Origin of the sequence: Klebsiella sp. 18074, assembly GCF_902705905.1 — a bacterium.
Taxonomy (GTDB): Bacteria; Pseudomonadota; Gammaproteobacteria; order Enterobacterales; family Enterobacteriaceae; genus Klebsiella; species Klebsiella terrigena.
In genome coordinates this window covers 1-15,676 of the sequence record NZ_CACSIS010000035.1, presented here as the reverse complement: position 1 = coordinate 15,676, position 15,676 = coordinate 1, and the positions used below count along the sequence as shown (strand labels likewise).

Below are 15,676 nucleotides of genomic sequence, written 5' to 3'. Positions count from 1 at the left end.
TCATAATGGTGCAGCCCTTTTGCACGATGGTGTGCATGATAACGCCTTTTGGGGGCAATTTAAAAGTTGGCACAGATTTCGCTTTATATTTTTTAAGGCAACAACGCCACCTTAAGCAGTTAGAAAGTTTTCGTTACCACGACGACAATGACCAATCCGGGAGAGTTTAAGTATGTCCGCTGAACACGTTTTGACGATGCTGAACGAGCACGAAGTGAAGTTTGTCGATCTGCGCTTCACCGATACCAAAGGTAAAGAACAGCACGTCACAATTCCTTCTCATCAGGTTAATGCCGAATTTTTCGAAGAAGGCAAAATGTTTGATGGCTCCTCGATTGGTGGCTGGAAAGGTATTAACGAATCTGACATGGTTCTGATGCCGGATGCGACCACCGCGCTGATCGACCCGTTCTACGAAGAACCGACGCTGATTATTCGCTGCGATATCCTGGAACCAGGCACCCTGCAGGGCTACGACCGCGACCCGCGCTCCATCGCTAAACGCGCTGAAGAGTACCTGCGTTCTACCGGCCTGGCAGATACCGTACTCTTCGGGCCAGAACCAGAGTTCTTCCTGTTTGACGACATCCGCTTTGGCGCTTCTATCTCCGGTTCCCACGTGGCTATCGACGATATCGAAGGCGCATGGAACTCCTCCACCAAATACGAAGGTGGCAACAAAGGTCACCGTCCAGGCGTGAAAGGCGGTTACTTCCCGGTTCCACCGGTTGACTCCTCTCAGGACATCCGCTCTACCATGTGTATGATCATGGAAGAAATGGGCCTGGTTGTTGAAGCTCACCACCACGAAGTCGCCACTGCTGGTCAGAACGAAATCGCTACCCGCTTCAACACCATGACCAAAAAAGCGGACGAAATTCAGATCTACAAATACGTTGTACACAACGTTGCTCACCGCTTTGGTAAAACCGCAACCTTTATGCCAAAACCAATGTTTGGCGATAACGGTTCCGGTATGCACTGCCACATGTCCCTGTCCAAGAACGGCGTAAACCTGTTCTCTGGTGACAAATATGCTGGCCTGTCCGAGCAAGCGCTGTTCTACATCGGCGGTGTAATCAAACACGCTAAAGCGATTAACGCCCTGGCTAACCCGACCACCAACTCCTACAAGCGTCTGGTCCCGGGTTACGAAGCACCGGTTATGCTGGCTTACTCTGCCCGTAACCGTTCTGCCTCTATTCGTATTCCGGTAGTCACCTCTCCGAAAGCGCGTCGTATCGAAGTGCGCTTCCCGGACCCGGCTGCCAACCCGTACCTGTGCTTCGCTGCGCTGCTGATGGCTGGTCTTGACGGTATCAAGAACAAAATCCACCCGGGCGAAGCCATGGACAAAAACCTGTATGACCTGCCGCCGGAAGAAGCGAAAGAGATCCCACAGGTTGCTGGCTCTCTGGAAGAAGCACTGAACGCGCTGGACGCTGACCGTGAGTTCCTGACCGCGGGTGGCGTATTCACCAACGACGCTATCGATGCCTACATCGCCCTGCGTATTGAAGAAAACGACCGCGTACGCATGACTCCGCACCCGGTTGAGTTCGAGCTGTACTACAGCGTCTAATTTTGCTGTAAATCCTCGGTATTCCGTGTTGTGGCGTGGGGTACCAGGGATATTTTGTTGCCGTGGAAACTTTCAGCCCATCTCAGGATGGGCTTTTTTCTCCACCAACATGCTGATCTTATGCGCTTTTTACTTATAAAAAGCTATACTGCACTAAAATGGTGCACTCTTTTCAGGAGACTGTCAGATGGCAACAGGCACTCAGCCCGATGCTGGGCAGATCCTTAACTCTTTAATTAACAGCATCTTATTGGTCGATGACGACCTGGCGGTGCACTACGCGAACCCGGCGGCGCAGCAGCTGCTGGCCCAAAGTTCACGCAAGCTGTACGGCACGCCACTCCCCGAGCTGTTGAGCTACTTTTCGCTGAATATCGGTCTGATGCAGGAGAGCCTGCAGGCGGGCCAGGGCTTTACCGACAACGAAGTCACTCTGGTCATTGATGGCCGCTCGCATATCCTGTCCTTAACCGCACAGCGCCTGCCTGAAGGGCAAATCCTGCTGGAAATGGCGCCCATGGATAACCAGCGGCGTCTGAGCCAGGAGCAGCTGCAGCACGCGCAGCAAATCGCGGCGCGTGATTTAGTCCGCGGTCTGGCCCACGAGATTAAAAATCCGTTGGGCGGCCTGCGGGGTGCGGCGCAGCTGCTGAGCAAAGCGCTGCCCGATCCGGCGCTGATGGAATACACCAACGTCATCATTGAGCAGGCCGACCGCTTGAGAAACCTGGTCGATCGCCTGCTGGGACCGCAGCACCCCGGAATGCACGTCACCGAAAGCATCCATAAAGTCGCTGAGCGGGTGGTGAAGCTGGTGTCGATGGAGCTGCCGGACAACGTCAAGCTTATCCGTGATTACGACCCTAGCCTGCCGGAGCTGGCGCACGACCCGGACCAAATTGAACAGGTCCTGCTGAATATCGTACGCAATGCGCTGCAGGCGCTGGGGCCAGAAGGCGGAGAAATTATTCTGCGCACCCGTACCGCCTTCCAGCTGACGCTGCATGGCGTACGCTACCGTCTCGCCGCACGCATTGATGTGGAAGACAACGGCCCGGGAATTCCGTCCCATTTACAGGATACGCTTTTTTATCCCATGGTCAGCGGTCGCGAAGGCGGTACCGGTCTGGGGCTTTCCATTGCCCGCAGTCTTATCGATCGACACTCCGGCAAAATTGAATTTACCAGTTGGCCAGGGCATACCGAATTCTCGGTATTCCTGCCTATTCGGAAGTAGAGGTGTTTATGCAACGAGGGATAGCCTGGATCGTTGATGACGATAGCTCCATCCGTTGGGTGCTTGAACGCGCGCTCACCGGGGCAGGCTTGAGTTGTACAACGTTTGAAAGCGGCAACGAGGTGCTTGATGCACTCACCACCAAAACCCCGGATGTACTGCTGTCTGATATTCGGATGCCGGGGATGGATGGACTCGCGCTGCTGAAACAAATTAAGCAACGCCATCCGATGCTTCCGGTCATCATAATGACCGCGCATTCGGATCTGGATGCGGCAGTAAGCGCCTATCAGCAGGGGGCCTTTGATTATCTGCCGAAACCTTTTGATATTGATGAAGCCGTGGCGCTGGTTGACCGCGCTATCAGCCACTATCAGGAGCAGCAGCAGCCGCGAAATGCGCCGATAAACAGCCCAACGGCCGATATCATCGGTGAAGCGCCGGCGATGCAGGATGTCTTTCGCATTATCGGCCGCCTGTCGCGCTCTTCTATTAGCGTGCTGATCAACGGTGAATCCGGTACCGGTAAAGAGCTGGTCGCTCACGCCCTGCACCGCCACAGCCCGCGGGCGAAGGCGCCGTTTATCGCGCTGAATATGGCCGCGATCCCAAAAGACTTGATCGAGTCCGAGCTGTTCGGTCACGAGAAAGGGGCGTTTACCGGTGCTAATACCGTACGCCAGGGCCGCTTTGAGCAGGCCGATGGCGGCACGCTGTTTCTCGATGAAATTGGCGATATGCCGCTGGACGTGCAGACGCGCCTGCTGCGCGTGCTGGCCGACGGTCAGTTCTATCGCGTTGGCGGCTATGCGCCGGTGAAGGTGGACGTCAGGATTATTGCCGCGACCCACCAAAACCTCGAGCAGCGCGTCCAGGAGGGTAAATTCCGTGAGGACCTGTTCCACCGTCTGAACGTGATTCGCGTCCATCTGCCGCCGCTGCGCGAGCGTCGGGAGGATATTCCGCGCCTGGCTCGCCACTTCCTGCAGGTTGCGGCGCGCGAGCTGGGCGTTGAAGCTAAGCTGCTGCACCCGGAAACGGAAACGGCGCTCACCCGTTTGGCCTGGCCCGGCAACGTGCGTCAGCTCGAAAATACCTGCCGCTGGCTGACGGTGATGGCCGCCGGTCAGGAAGTGCTGACCCAGGATCTTCCCAGCGAGCTGTTTGAAACCTCGGTACCGGACAGCCCCACGCATATGCAGCCGGATAGCTGGGCGACGCTGCTGGGACAGTGGGCCGACCGCGCCCTGCGATCCGGTCATCAAAACCTGCTCTCTGAGGCTCAGCCGGAAATGGAGCGGACGCTGCTGACCACCGCCCTGCGCCATACGCAGGGGCACAAGCAGGAGGCTGCACGCCTGCTGGGATGGGGACGAAACACGCTTACCCGCAAGCTGAAAGAGTTGGGAATGGAATAACACGGTTCGCGCTGGCCGCTCGGCCAGCCGCTTCATCGCCCCGGCAACCCTACGTCGCCGGGGTTTTGCTTAAATCACCCGAGAGAACTGCTGCATTCGCGCTTTCTGGCGCAGATAGCTATCAAAACACATGCAGATATTGCGGATCAGCAGGCGGCCTTTCGGCGTGACCTGAATCCCCTTTTCATCGACGTCCACCAGCCCATCTTTCGCCAGCGGTGCGAGCAGCTGCAAATCTTCGGCAAAATAGTGCTGACAATCGATATCCCACTGGATGGTGACGGCAGCAAAATCGAGACGGAAATTACAGATCAGCGATTTGATGACGTCCCGACGTATGCAGTCATCGCGGGTCAGCGCAATGCCACGCCACAGGGCGTTCCCGGTTTCATCAACCTGCTGATAGTAGTGCTTCAGTTCTTTCTGGTTCTGCGCGTAGCAGTCGCCAATCATGCTGATCGCAGAAACGCCCATCCCCAGCAGGTCGGTGTCGCCCTGGGTGGTGTAGCCCTGGAAGTTGCGATGCAGCACGCCTTCTCGTTGGGCAATCGCCAGCTCGTCATCCGGGCGCGCAAAATGATCCATGCCGATAAACTGGTAGCCGGCATCGGTGAGTGAGCCAATCGTCTCCTGCAGGATATCCAGCTTCTGTTCCGCCGTAGGCAGGTCCGCATCTTTGATTTTACGCTGCGCGGCAAAGAGCGTGGGCAGATGCGCATAGTTAAATACGCTCAGTCGATCGGGGTTGAGTTCGGCCACCTTCTGCAGCGTAAAGGCAAAACTTTCCGGCGTTTGCTTCGGCAGGCCATAAATCAGATCGATATTGGTAGAGGTAAACCCAATATCACGCGCATGGTTGAGCAGAGCAAAGATAAAGTCTTCATCCTGCTCGCGGTTAACCAGACGCTGCACCTCTTTATTGAAGTCCTGCACGCCCATACTCAGGCGATTGAAGCCCTCAGCGCGCAGGTGGTCAAGCACGTCCAGCTCAATTTCCCGCGGATCGACTTCAATTGAAATCTCGGCATCGGCAATAAAACTGAAGTGGGTGCGCAGCAAATTCATCAGCCGGCTGATTTGTTCTTTATTCAGATAGGTTGGCGTTCCGCCGCCCCAGTGCAGCTGGTGGACCTGGCGTTCGCTAAACAGCGGGGCCCGATGAATAATCTCCTGCTCGAGCACGTCCAGGTACTGGTCGGCCTTATGCTGCTGGCGGGTCACAATTTTATTGCAGCCGCAGAAATAGCAGAGCTTATGGCAAAACGGGATATGCACGTACAGCGATAGCGGGCGCTGCGGATAGCGGGCCACCGCCTCGTCGAACTCAGCGGCGCCAAATTCGGGAGAAAACTCCAGCGCGGTGGGGTACGAGGTATAACGCGGCCCGGAATAGTTATATTTTTGGATCAGGGCCAGATCCCAGTCGATTAACTGCACAGACATGCTCACTCCTTCCGATGGTGCCGCCGGCGGGTACGCCGCCCCGGCCCAACCGCACTTCGGGTAATGAGCCGGTTGCGCAGCCATTTCTGACGCCGCGACAACCGTCGTAGTTTAGCGAATAACCACAGCAGATAACACATAACCAGAAGGGTTATAAGCAGGACCGGGAATCCGACTGAGTGCAAACGTTAGTTTCCACCCTTCAGCAGGCGCATCATATCTTCCTTGCGCTCTTCTTCTTCCTCATCTTCGTCGTCGTCGTAGGAGAGGCCGAGCTGCTGCATAAGCTCATCAATGCGATCGAGCTTGGCATCAACCCAGGTTTGCTCTTCAGCATTCAGGGAACCACCCTCTTCCAGACGTTCCAGCAGCGCGTCCAGGCGCTCATCGTTTTCCAGCAAATCCAGCTCAGCCTGCGGTGAAAGCATAGGTTTCTCGCTCTTCGGTTTGTGCTGCTTAGTAGCCGGGGTGCTCTCGGTCACGCCCAGCGGAATCGGTTTCTTGCTACCAATACGCGGATCTTGCTGCTGACCTGTTTTTTTGCCAGCCGAAGAGGCTTCGCCGCCGGTGGCACGACTTCCTGCCGTATGACCGCGATGCTTCTTCTGACGCTTGCGATCGCGGGATTCCTGATTCATTTCTTCACGCGTCTTACGCTGTGTTTTACCACGGGATACAGATGTCGGTTTTTTCATGGTGTGTAATCTTCAGATCGTTTTCTTCAGTATAGAATTGAGGCGGAATCTAGCAGAAAGCAAGCAAAGAAAAAAGGCGACAGATTACTCTGTCGCCTTTTTCCTCACGAACAACCCTTAAAGGGTTTCCACTTTCCATGTTAGCTAACGACAAACCCTGTCTTTCCCTTAGCTAATAACGTTCCTTGTTACGTCCCTTTCCCTTTGAAAACGTCTCCAGACGCTAGTCATCTTGACAATCCCTGGTCTTCGCCTCCTGGCGCTCCCTGACCGCTCATCCTGAGCCCTGTTCCTGTTGGCATCCTCGCCTTGACCACTACTTTACCGGGTTAGAGGAATCCTACAACCAGGTAGCGAGCAAAAAGATAATTTTCAGAATTTTCTTCAAGACATAATGCATTGATAAATAATAATTTTAAGCATCAATCCGCCACGCTTGTTCATGGATTTCCCATACCACGAATGGTCAATGTCTCACAAAGCATAGGGTTTTCACCTACAGCAGCCTTAATTTGAGGGATGCGGTAAAAACAGCCTTTTTCTGTTGTTCAGGTATAATCCCCGCCATAGCCTTATTTAACGGAGACGACAGTCTTGACCAACTGGAACTATCAACAGACGCATTTTGTCACCAGCGCACCGGATATCCGCCATCTTCCTTCCGATACCGGAATCGAAGTGGCGTTTGCCGGTCGCTCAAATGCCGGGAAATCCAGCGCCCTGAATACGCTGACTAATCAGAAAAGCCTGGCGCGTACCTCAAAAACACCGGGACGTACCCAGCTGATTAACCTGTTCGAAGTTGCCGACGGTAAACGCCTGGTCGATTTACCGGGCTACGGCTACGCTCAGGTCCCCGAGGAGATGAAGATCAAATGGCAGCGGGCGCTGGGTGAATATCTCGAGAAACGCCTGTGTCTGAAAGGGCTGGTTATTTTGATGGATATTCGCCATCCGCTGAAAGATCTCGACCAGCAGATGATCGAATGGGCCGTAGAAAGCGATATCCAGGTGCTGGTGCTGCTGACTAAGTCCGATAAGCTGGCCAGCGGAGCCCGTAAAGCGCAGCTCAATATGGTGCGTGAGGCGGTACTCGCCTTTAACGGTGATGTGCAGGTTGAGGCGTTCTCTTCGCTGAAGAAAACAGGCGTCGATAAGCTGCGGCAGAAGCTCGATAGCTGGTTTAACGAAATCCCTCCTCAGGAAGAGATCGAAGACGGGGAGTAATCTCCGCCAGACTCCCCGGATAACGGCGCTTAGCGCCTTATTCGGGCGACAAAATCAGACCAGCGCCCACCATTCCGGTCGATAAAAACTTTTCTTTCACGCAATAAAAAACGCCCCGGTCATAAATGACCGGGGCGGCTAAAATATTCAGCCAAATCCGATTACGTGAAGTAAAAGGTCTGAAAGATAGAACATCTTACCTCTGTACCCTACGTCATTAACTCTACTCTTCTTTCAGTTATGGAGAAAGCACTTTTTGTAGTTTTTTTTCACTCTTTACATAGCAAATTCGAATGATCGTCACAAAACGCTATAAGTTATGTTGCTTACTTACAGGAAAACGCTCTCTCCACGAAATACTTAGTGCGCTTGATCCCAGTTTTCTCCGCTACCCACTTCCACCAGCAGCGGAACCGCCAGCGTGGTGCTGTTTTCCATTAATTCATGGACCTTTTTCGCCACGCTATCGAGATCGTCTTTATGCACTTCAAAGACCAGTTCATCGTGCACCTGCATGATCATCCGCACCCGCGGCTTCTCGGTCAGCAGCCACTCATCAACGGCAATCATTGCCCGCTTAATGATATCCGCCGCCGTCCCCTGCATTGGCGCGTTGATTGCCGCTCGCTCAGCGCCCGCACGACGTGCGCCGTTGCTGGATTTGATGTCCGGGAGATAGAGCCGACGACCGTCCAGGGTTTCTACATATCCCTGCTCTTTCGCCTGCGCGCGGGTGCGCGCCATATAATCCAGCACGCCCGGATAGCGCTCGAAGTAGAGATCCATATACTTTTGCGCTTCTCTACGCGGAATATTGAGCTGGCGCGCGAGGCCGAATGCGCTCATGCCGTAGATCAAACCAAAGTTGATCGCTTTAGCGCTACGACGCTGCTCGCTGCTGACGCTTTCCAGCGGCAGGCTAAAGACCTCCGCCGCCGTCGCCCGGTGGATATCTTTCCCTTCGGCAAAAGCGGTCAGCAGGCCATTATCGCGAGATAAATGGGCCATAATGCGCAGTTCAATCTGCGAGTAGTCGGCAGAGACGATGAGATAATCCTGCGGCGCGATAAACGCCTGACGAATGCGTCGCCCTTCGTCGTTACGCACCGGTATATTTTGCAGGTTAGGGTCCGTGGAAGAGAGACGCCCGGTGGCGGTAACGGCCTGATGGTATGAGGTATGGACCCGGCCGGTTTTGGGGTTAATCATCAGCGGCAGCTTATCGGTATACGTCGACTTCAGCTTGGCCAGCCCGCGGTACTCAAGAATCACCTTCGGCAGCGGATAGTCCAGCGCCAGCTCCTCCAGCACCTCTTCCGAAGTCGATGGTGCGCCGCCCGGAGTTTTCTTCAGCGGTTTAATGCCCTGCTTTTCAAACAGAATCGTTTGCAGCTGCTTCGGTGAGGAGAGATTGAACTCTTCCCCGGCGATCTCATAGGCCTTCTGCTCCAGCTCAACCAGACGCTTAGCGATCTCCTGAGAATGGGCATGCAGCACCGCCGGATCAATTTTAACCCCGTTGCGCTCAACGCGGGATAACACCGGTACCAGCGGCATTTCGATGTTTTTAAATACGTGCAGCGGCCCTTCGTGCTGCTGCAGCTTCGGCCACATCTTCAGGTGCAGCTGCAGAGTGACGTCGGCATCTTCAGCCGCATAGCGGCCCGCTTCTTCCAACGCAATCTGGTTAAACGTAAGCTGATTCTTTCCTTTGCCGGCAATCTCTTCAAAGGTGATGGTTTTATGCTGCAGCCAGCGATCGGAGAGGCTATCCATGTCATGACGCCCCGCCACGCTATCAAGGATGTAGGACTCCAGCATTGTATCAAAGGCAATGCCACGGAGCTCAATGCCATAGTTCGCCAAAATCCCGCGGTCGTACTTCAGGTTTTGCCCAACTTTGAGGAGGCTATTATCTTCCAGCAGCGGCTTGAGCAGCTCAAGCACGCGATCGCGCGGGATCTGATCCGGCGCATCGAGATAATCATGCGCAACCGGCACATAGGCTGCAACGCCGGGTTCGATAGCGAACGATAGGCCGACCATGTTGGCCGAGATGTTATCCAGGCTGTCCGTTTCCGTATCGAAAGCAAACAATGGCGCTTTCTTGAGCTTCTCAATCCACGCCGTTAGCGTCTCTTCATCGAGAATGGTGACGTAGTTTTCGGCAGACAGCGTTGCCGCAGCTTCAACAACCTCTTCTTCAGCCACCGCCGCTTGCGTCGGTTTTGCCGCAGGCTTGCTCCCTTTTGCCTGCATCCATTTGCCGGACTCCACGTCGGTTATCCAGCGCTTGAATTCATACTTTTTGAACAGCGTCAGCAGATCGTCCGCCGCTGGTTCCAGAACCAGCAGCTCTTCGCAGCTCAGATCCAGCTCCACGTCTGTTTTAATGGTTGCCAGCTGATAGGAGAGGTACGCCACCTCTTTATTCTGCTCGAGCTTCGCCGCCATTGTTTTGGCGCCACGGAAGCTCAGGCCAGCGATTTTTTCCGCTTCGGCATACAGCGTATCAAGACCACCCAATCCCTGTAGCAGGGCCTGAGCGGTTTTCTCTCCGACCCCCGGAACGCCTGGAATGTTATCCGAGGAGTCGCCCATCAGGGCGAGGAAATCGATGATCAGCTCTGGCGGAACACCGTACTTCGTCACCACTTCATCCGGGCCGAGGATCGTATTGGTCATGGTGTTAATCAGGGTGATACCCGGCGTGACCAGCTGGGCCATGTCCTTATCGCCGGTACTGATCAATACTGGACGACCCGCTTTTTCGGCCTCGCGCGCCAGGGTGCCAATCACATCGTCAGCCTCCACGCCCGGTACCGCCATCAGCGGCAGGCCCATGGCTTTCACCATCGTGTGCAGCGGCTCAATCTGCGCGCGCAGATCGTCTGGCATCGGCGGACGGTGGGATTTGTAGTGCTCAAACAGTTCGTCACGGAAAGTTTTTCCTTTGGCATCAAACACCACCACGGCATGGGTGGGCTGGTACTGCAGGATCAGGCTTCGCAGCATATTCAGCACGCCATACATTGCGCCGGTCGGCTCGCCTGCGCTGTTGGTCAGCGGCGGGAATGCGTGATACGCCCGGTAAAGGTAAGAGGAGCCGTCAACGAGGATGAGAGGGTTTTCAGGGATCTGAACCATAATTTCCGTGCCTGTTTATCAGATTATGGATAAAGGATGCCACAGACAGGCATGAAAACCTGAATTTTTCCCACATTTCGCCGAAAAGATTCATCGATCCGGTCGATCCTGCGGTGCGGCTATCTGTGGATAAGTTTGTGCATAGTTTTAGGCCGGTAGCCAGCGCGTTTGCAAAAAAGCGCATATCATCATAATTATCCTTTATTTATCATGATATTATGTATAAATTATTGATTTAAAGCCGCCACGATGACTCAATGCTCCATGTGGATATAAGATCCGCCTGTTTTTCTGTTCTCGTTAGACCCGTCATTTGCTGCGTTTTCTGATAAAATCAGGCTCTTGCGCTGTTTAATCGCGCTCTTTCTCAGCCTAACTTTCTGAATAAAATAACTATGTCGAGATTACTCGCTGCGATAACGCTTCCTCTAAGTATCGCTCTTACCATCCTGGTCACCATTATTTGTTCCGTACCGATTATCATCGCCGGAGTCATTAAACTGCTGGTGCCGATCCCTGTGGTATGGCGCGCTATCTCTCATTTTTGTAATTTCATGATGTACTGCTGGTGCGAAGGGCTGGCGCTGCTGCTGTACCTCAACCCGGGGCTGAAGTGGGACGTGCAGGGTCTTGAAGGGCTGAATAAAAAGAACTGGTACCTGCTCATTAGCAATCATCATAGCTGGGCAGATATCGTGGTGCTCTGCGTGCTGTTCCGCAAGCATATACCGATGAACAAATACTTCCTCAAGCAGCAGTTAGCCTGGGTACCTTTTATCGGTCTTGCCTGCTGGGCGTTGGATATGCCCTTTATGCGCCGCTATTCGCGAGGCTATTTAATTCGCCACCCGGAGCGCCGCGGCAAAGATGTTGCAACGACCCGTCGTTCCTGCGAGAAATTCCGCGCTTACCCAACGACCATCGTTAACTTTGTAGAAGGGTCACGTTTCACCGAGGAGAAACAGCACCAGACTCGTTCGCCTTATAGCAACTTATTGCCACCAAAAGCGGCAGGCGTTGCGATGGCGCTAAACGTACTGGGCAGTCAGTTCGATAAGCTGCTGGATGTGACCTTATGCTACCCACAGAATAACCGGCGCCCCTTTTACGACATGCTTAGCGGCCGCCTCACGCGAATTGTGGTCCGCGTTAATCTGATGCCCGTCGCTGAAGATCTGTACGGTGATTACGTGAATGATAAGAACTTTAAACGTCGCTTTCAGCGCTGGCTGAACGAGTTATGGCAAGAAAAAGACGCCCGGCTGACGGAAATGCTGCAACGGCAGGAAAAGTAACTTTATTGAGCCCGAAAACAACAACGCCGGTCAGTGACCGGCGTTATTTTTTTATTTCTTCTCAACCAGCTGCTTAACGGTATCAGCATACTGGGCGACAAATGCGTCCATATTACTGGTATCCATCCCCTGCGGGTTCAGCTGATACTTACCATTAACATACATCGCCGGTACACCCTGCAGCTGCAGGTCAGCCGCGGCTTTTTCCTGCTGGGCAACCAGAGATTTCACCACGAAGCTGTTCCAGGCCGCATCGTAATCTTCACCCTTCACGCCGGCATCAACGAAGACTTTACGAATATCGGCAACGGTCTGCACGGTTTGTGTTTTCTGCACCGCTTCAAACATCGGCACGGTGATCCGATCTTCAACGCCCAGCGCCATGGCCACCGCCCACGCCTGAGTTAAATCTTTGCCCAGCGGGCCAAGGAACTCAACGTGGTACTTCGTCATTTTGACGCCTTCCGGCAGCTTTTTCTTCACGTTGTCAGAAACGTGCAGCACTTCTTCAAACTGATAGCAGTGCGGGCAGTAGAACGAGAAGAATTCGAGCACCTGCGGCTCGCCGGCAACCGGCTTCTCGAGGGTAATGTACTGCTTGCCGTCGGTTATCTGGGCAGCGGATGCACTAAAAGCCAGAATCATACCAGCCAGCGCCAGCCAAATTTTTTTCATTTTTAACTCTCTCCTGGAAATATCAGATTAATACATTGGCGTTAACTGAAGAGGGGGTTCCTGTAGAACCTTCACCTGCTCAAGAAAAGTTTTGGTCTGCCCGCGCCAATAGTCTTCCCCGGTAAGCCATGGGAAGTTGATAGGGAAGGCAGGATCGTCCCAGCGTCGGAGCAACCACGCAAGGTAGTAGACTAAGCGCATCGCGCGTAAAGGTTCGATGAGGGCAATTTCGTCGGTGTTAAACGGGCTGAATTCTTCATAGGCTTCAACGATCGTCTCCAGCTGCATGCGCTGTTCGGCTTTATCACCGTTCAGCAGCATCCAGAGATCCTGGATAGCAGGGCCGTTGCGGGCATCATCCAGATCGACAAAAAGCGGGCCATCGCGCCAGAGAATATTTCCGGCATGGCAGTCACCGTGCAGACGCAGAATCTTAGCGCCGCCGTCCCACTTCACCGTGACCGCCTCGATCAGCTTATCCGCCGCAGCGAGAAAACGCCTCTTCAGGCCGGCCGGTATCAGATTGGAGTGCTCAAAGACCGCGCGCGGTTCGAGTAAATATTCCTTAATACCGATCTCTGGTCGGGCAACAAAGAGCTGCTTGCGCCCGGTTTGATGCAAGCGGCCAAGAAAACGCCCTACCCATTCCATCTGATCAAGGTTATCCGCTTCAAACTGACGCCCGCCCAGGCTTGGGAAAACGGCAAAGAAGAAGCCCTGGTGTTGATGAAGCGAGCGATCGTTGAAGAGCAGCGGCGCGGCGACGGGCACCTCATCCTGCTCCAGCTGGAAGGTAAACTGGTGTTCTTCGAGGATCTGTTCGGCAGACCAACGCTCAGGACGATAGAACTTCACCACATAGCGGCGACGATCTTCGTCCTGAAACTGGTAAACGCGGTTTTCATAGCTATTTAGCGGGGTGAGACCTGAGTCTACCCGCATCCCCAGATCAAACAGGCCATCAATGATGGTATCCGGGTGAAGCGTCTGAAAATTGAAAGCCTTATCGTGCATCCTGACATCCGATAATCGTACGAATAGTTCAGGATATCATCTCATAACTCATTCTGTGGTCGCACTTACAACCTTTTACTCTTTAATCACGCCGCGAGCGCGCAGCAGCGCCGTTTTGAAATCTTCTTCGTAATCTTTCTTAATCCCTGGAATAACGGCTTCTTTTGTCGAGTCACGCATCTTCAGATGGTAAATAAGAATATCGTCAGAAAGATCGGCAAGTTCCCCCTTATAGCCAGCCTCTTTCGCCAGTTTCTGCAAGAATTGAATCAGATTCAGTTCCGGCTCTTTTTGCCATGCTGGCTGGAGGAGTTCAATAACTTCATTCAGACGTTTACATTTCATGGTCATGCTCCTTACTCTTGATAGGGACAAGTTAACAGGGTCAATCCCACAATGAAAGAGGCGATATTTCTATGCAAGGCGAGGCAATAACCGGCGTCGTGCTGGCCGGCGGAAAAGCCACGCGGATGGGTGGAGTGGATAAAGGACTGCAGCCGCTAAACGGGCAGCCGCTATGGCGTTACGTTACGGATGCACTGGAACCGCAGGTGACCAATCTGGCGATCAGCGCCAACCGTAATCTGCAAAGCTGGCAAGCGACGGGTTACCCAATCTATACCGATAGCCTTAGCGATTTTCCCGGACCGCTGGCCGGTATGCTGTCGGTGATGCAGCAGATAGAGTGCCCCTGGTTTGTGTTTTGCCCCTGCGACACACCGTTTATTCCGCCGTTTCTGGTTGCGCGTTTGATGCAGCAGAAACAAGCATCCTCGGTGGTTTGGGTGCACGACGGGGAGCGGGATCATCCCGCTATTGCCCTGATACATCGTCGGCTGATACCCCAACTGGAGGCCTATCTGGCGGCCGGTGAACGGCGGGTGATGGTCTTTATGCGCCAGGCAGGCGGACATCGCGTCGATTTTAGCGACGCAAAGTCTGCGTTTATTAATGTGAATACACTTACTGACTTACAGAATATTCACGATATGCAGGAGCCGTTATGATCCCTGTTTTAGCCATTTCAGCCTGGAGCGGAACCGGTAAAACAACGTTATTAAAGCAGCTGATCCCGGCATTGTGCGCCGAGGGGCTGCGCCCTGGTTTGATAAAGCATACCCATCATAATATGGATGTCGATAAGCCAGGGAAAGACAGCTATGAACTGCGCAAAGCAGGCGCCGCGCAGACTATTGTCGCCAGTACGCAGCGCTGGGCGCTGATGACTGAAACCCCGGATCAAGAAGAAGTAGACCTGCCGTGGCTGGTTAGCCGGATGGATGCCGCAAAGCTGGACATTGTGCTGGTAGAGGGTTTCAAGCATGAACCAGTGGCGAAGATCGTGCTTTTTCGGCAAAACGGCGGCCATCGTGTTGAGGATCTTGTTCTCGATAAGTACGTTATTGCGGTGGCCAGCGATGCGCCGGTGATGACTTCTTTGCCCCAGCTGGACTTAAATGATATTGCGCAGATCGCGGCATTTATTGTGAGCTGGTTAGAAGAACAACGCGGGTGATGGCAGCAAGCTTTAGCGCCTGAAGGGGCAGGGATCGCGGCGCGCAGCGCCCGATCCGGGCGGCGTCCGGCCGCTTTTCATGAACCGCAGACAACAAAAAACCCCATGCCTGCGCATGAGGTTTCTTTGTTTGTTTGATGCCTGACAGTTGTATGGCGGGCCTCCTGCCCGCCACCCTCCGGGCAGCACTGCGTGCTGTGCAAATTCGTTCCCGACGAATTTGTCCTCCTCAGGAGAGCGCTTACCGACAAACAACAGATAAAGCAAAAGGCCCAGTCTTTCGACTGAGCCTTTTGCTTTATTTGATGCCTGGCAGTTCCCTACTCTCACATGGGGAGACCCCACACTACCATCGGCGCTACGGCGTTTCACTTCTGAGTTCGGCATGGGGTCAGGTGGGACCACCGCGCTATTGCCGCCAGGCAAA

General features: G+C 53.9%; 13 protein-coding genes and 1 rRNA gene. 7 read left to right on the top strand and 7 right to left on the bottom strand.

The features are described from left to right. Positions 1-172: 172 nt before the first annotated feature. From glnA to glnG, 3 genes are all read left to right on the top strand, one after another. Positions 173-1,582: a glutamate--ammonia ligase gene (gene glnA / locus GVK32_RS24980; RefSeq protein WP_123710481.1), complete on the top strand. Its 1,410-nt coding sequence runs from the start codon at positions 173-175 to the stop codon at positions 1,580-1,582. Between the two features lie 187 nt (positions 1,583-1,769). After that, positions 1,770-2,819 (top strand): nitrogen regulation protein NR(II), encoded by a 1,050-nt coding sequence (glnL, locus tag GVK32_RS24975; protein ID WP_041143386.1) that lies wholly within the window; start codon positions 1,770-1,772, stop codon positions 2,817-2,819. Between the two features lie 8 nt (positions 2,820-2,827). Next, the gene (gene glnG / locus GVK32_RS24970) at positions 2,828-4,237 is read left to right on the top strand and encodes a nitrogen regulation protein NR(I) (protein WP_041143385.1); all 1,410 of its coding nucleotides are present in this window, start codon (positions 2,828-2,830) and stop codon (positions 4,235-4,237) included. Positions 4,238-4,306: 69 nt separating this feature from the next. Here the strand turns inward: glnG and hemN are convergent, their stop codons facing one another. Together hemN and yihI are read right to left on the bottom strand one after the other, a co-directional pair. Next, a complete protein-coding gene (gene hemN, locus GVK32_RS24965) occupies positions 4,307-5,680 on the bottom strand; it encodes an oxygen-independent coproporphyrinogen III oxidase (protein WP_159873149.1) in 1,374 nt (457 codons plus the stop codon). Between the two features lie 188 nt (positions 5,681-5,868). Continuing rightward, the gene (gene yihI / locus GVK32_RS24960) at positions 5,869-6,375 is read right to left on the bottom strand and encodes a Der GTPase-activating protein YihI (protein WP_041143383.1); all 507 of its coding nucleotides are present in this window, start codon (positions 6,373-6,375) and stop codon (positions 5,869-5,871) included. 594 nt (positions 6,376-6,969) lie between these two features. Here yihI and yihA point away from each other — a divergent pair. Continuing rightward, positions 6,970-7,602 carry a ribosome biogenesis GTP-binding protein YihA/YsxC gene (gene yihA, locus GVK32_RS24955; RefSeq protein WP_095105733.1) on the top strand — a complete coding sequence of 211 codons (633 nt, stop codon included), beginning with the start codon at positions 6,970-6,972 and terminating at the stop codon, positions 7,600-7,602. 360 nt (positions 7,603-7,962) lie between these two features. Here yihA and polA read toward each other — a convergent pair whose 3' ends face one another. After that, positions 7,963-10,749: a DNA polymerase I gene (gene polA, locus GVK32_RS24950; protein ID WP_159873147.1), complete on the bottom strand. Its 2,787-nt coding sequence runs from the start codon at positions 10,747-10,749 to the stop codon at positions 7,963-7,965. Positions 10,750-11,144: 395 nt separating this feature from the next. On the opposite strand from polA, the gene GVK32_RS24945 reads away from it, so the two are divergent. After that, positions 11,145-12,044, top strand: a complete 900-nt coding sequence (locus GVK32_RS24945; protein ID WP_159873145.1) for an acyltransferase — start codon at positions 11,145-11,147, stop codon at positions 12,042-12,044. A gap of 51 nt (positions 12,045-12,095) precedes the next feature. Here GVK32_RS24945 and dsbA read toward each other — a convergent pair whose 3' ends face one another. The 3 genes from dsbA to GVK32_RS24930 form a co-directional block, all read right to left on the bottom strand. After that, positions 12,096-12,719: a thiol:disulfide interchange protein DsbA gene (gene dsbA, locus GVK32_RS24940; protein ID WP_041143379.1), complete on the bottom strand. Its 624-nt coding sequence runs from the start codon at positions 12,717-12,719 to the stop codon at positions 12,096-12,098. 27 nt (positions 12,720-12,746) lie between these two features. Further along, positions 12,747-13,733, bottom strand: a complete 987-nt coding sequence (locus GVK32_RS24935; protein WP_159873143.1) for a serine/threonine protein kinase — start codon at positions 13,731-13,733, stop codon at positions 12,747-12,749. A 75-nt stretch (positions 13,734-13,808) separates the two neighbouring features. Beyond that, entirely contained in the window at positions 13,809-14,078 is a 270-nt protein-coding gene (locus tag GVK32_RS24930; RefSeq protein WP_045853708.1) for a YihD family protein, read from the bottom strand. A gap of 71 nt (positions 14,079-14,149) precedes the next feature. On the opposite strand from GVK32_RS24930, the gene mobA reads away from it, so the two are divergent. Both mobA and mobB read left to right on the top strand, forming a co-directional pair. Continuing rightward, positions 14,150-14,740, top strand: a complete 591-nt coding sequence (gene mobA / locus GVK32_RS24925; protein ID WP_159873141.1) for a molybdenum cofactor guanylyltransferase MobA — start codon at positions 14,150-14,152, stop codon at positions 14,738-14,740. Then, positions 14,737-15,249 carry a molybdopterin-guanine dinucleotide biosynthesis protein MobB gene (gene mobB / locus GVK32_RS24920; protein ID WP_159873139.1) on the top strand — a complete coding sequence of 171 codons (513 nt, stop codon included), beginning with the start codon at positions 14,737-14,739 and terminating at the stop codon, positions 15,247-15,249. Before mobA ends, mobB begins: the two co-directional genes overlap by 4 nt. A 307-nt stretch (positions 15,250-15,556) precedes the next feature. On the opposite strand, the gene rrf is transcribed toward mobB, so the two are convergent. Continuing rightward, positions 15,557-15,672: ribosomal RNA gene (rrf, locus tag GVK32_RS24915) — 5S ribosomal RNA — on the bottom strand. Positions 15,673-15,676: the final 4 nt, after the last annotated feature.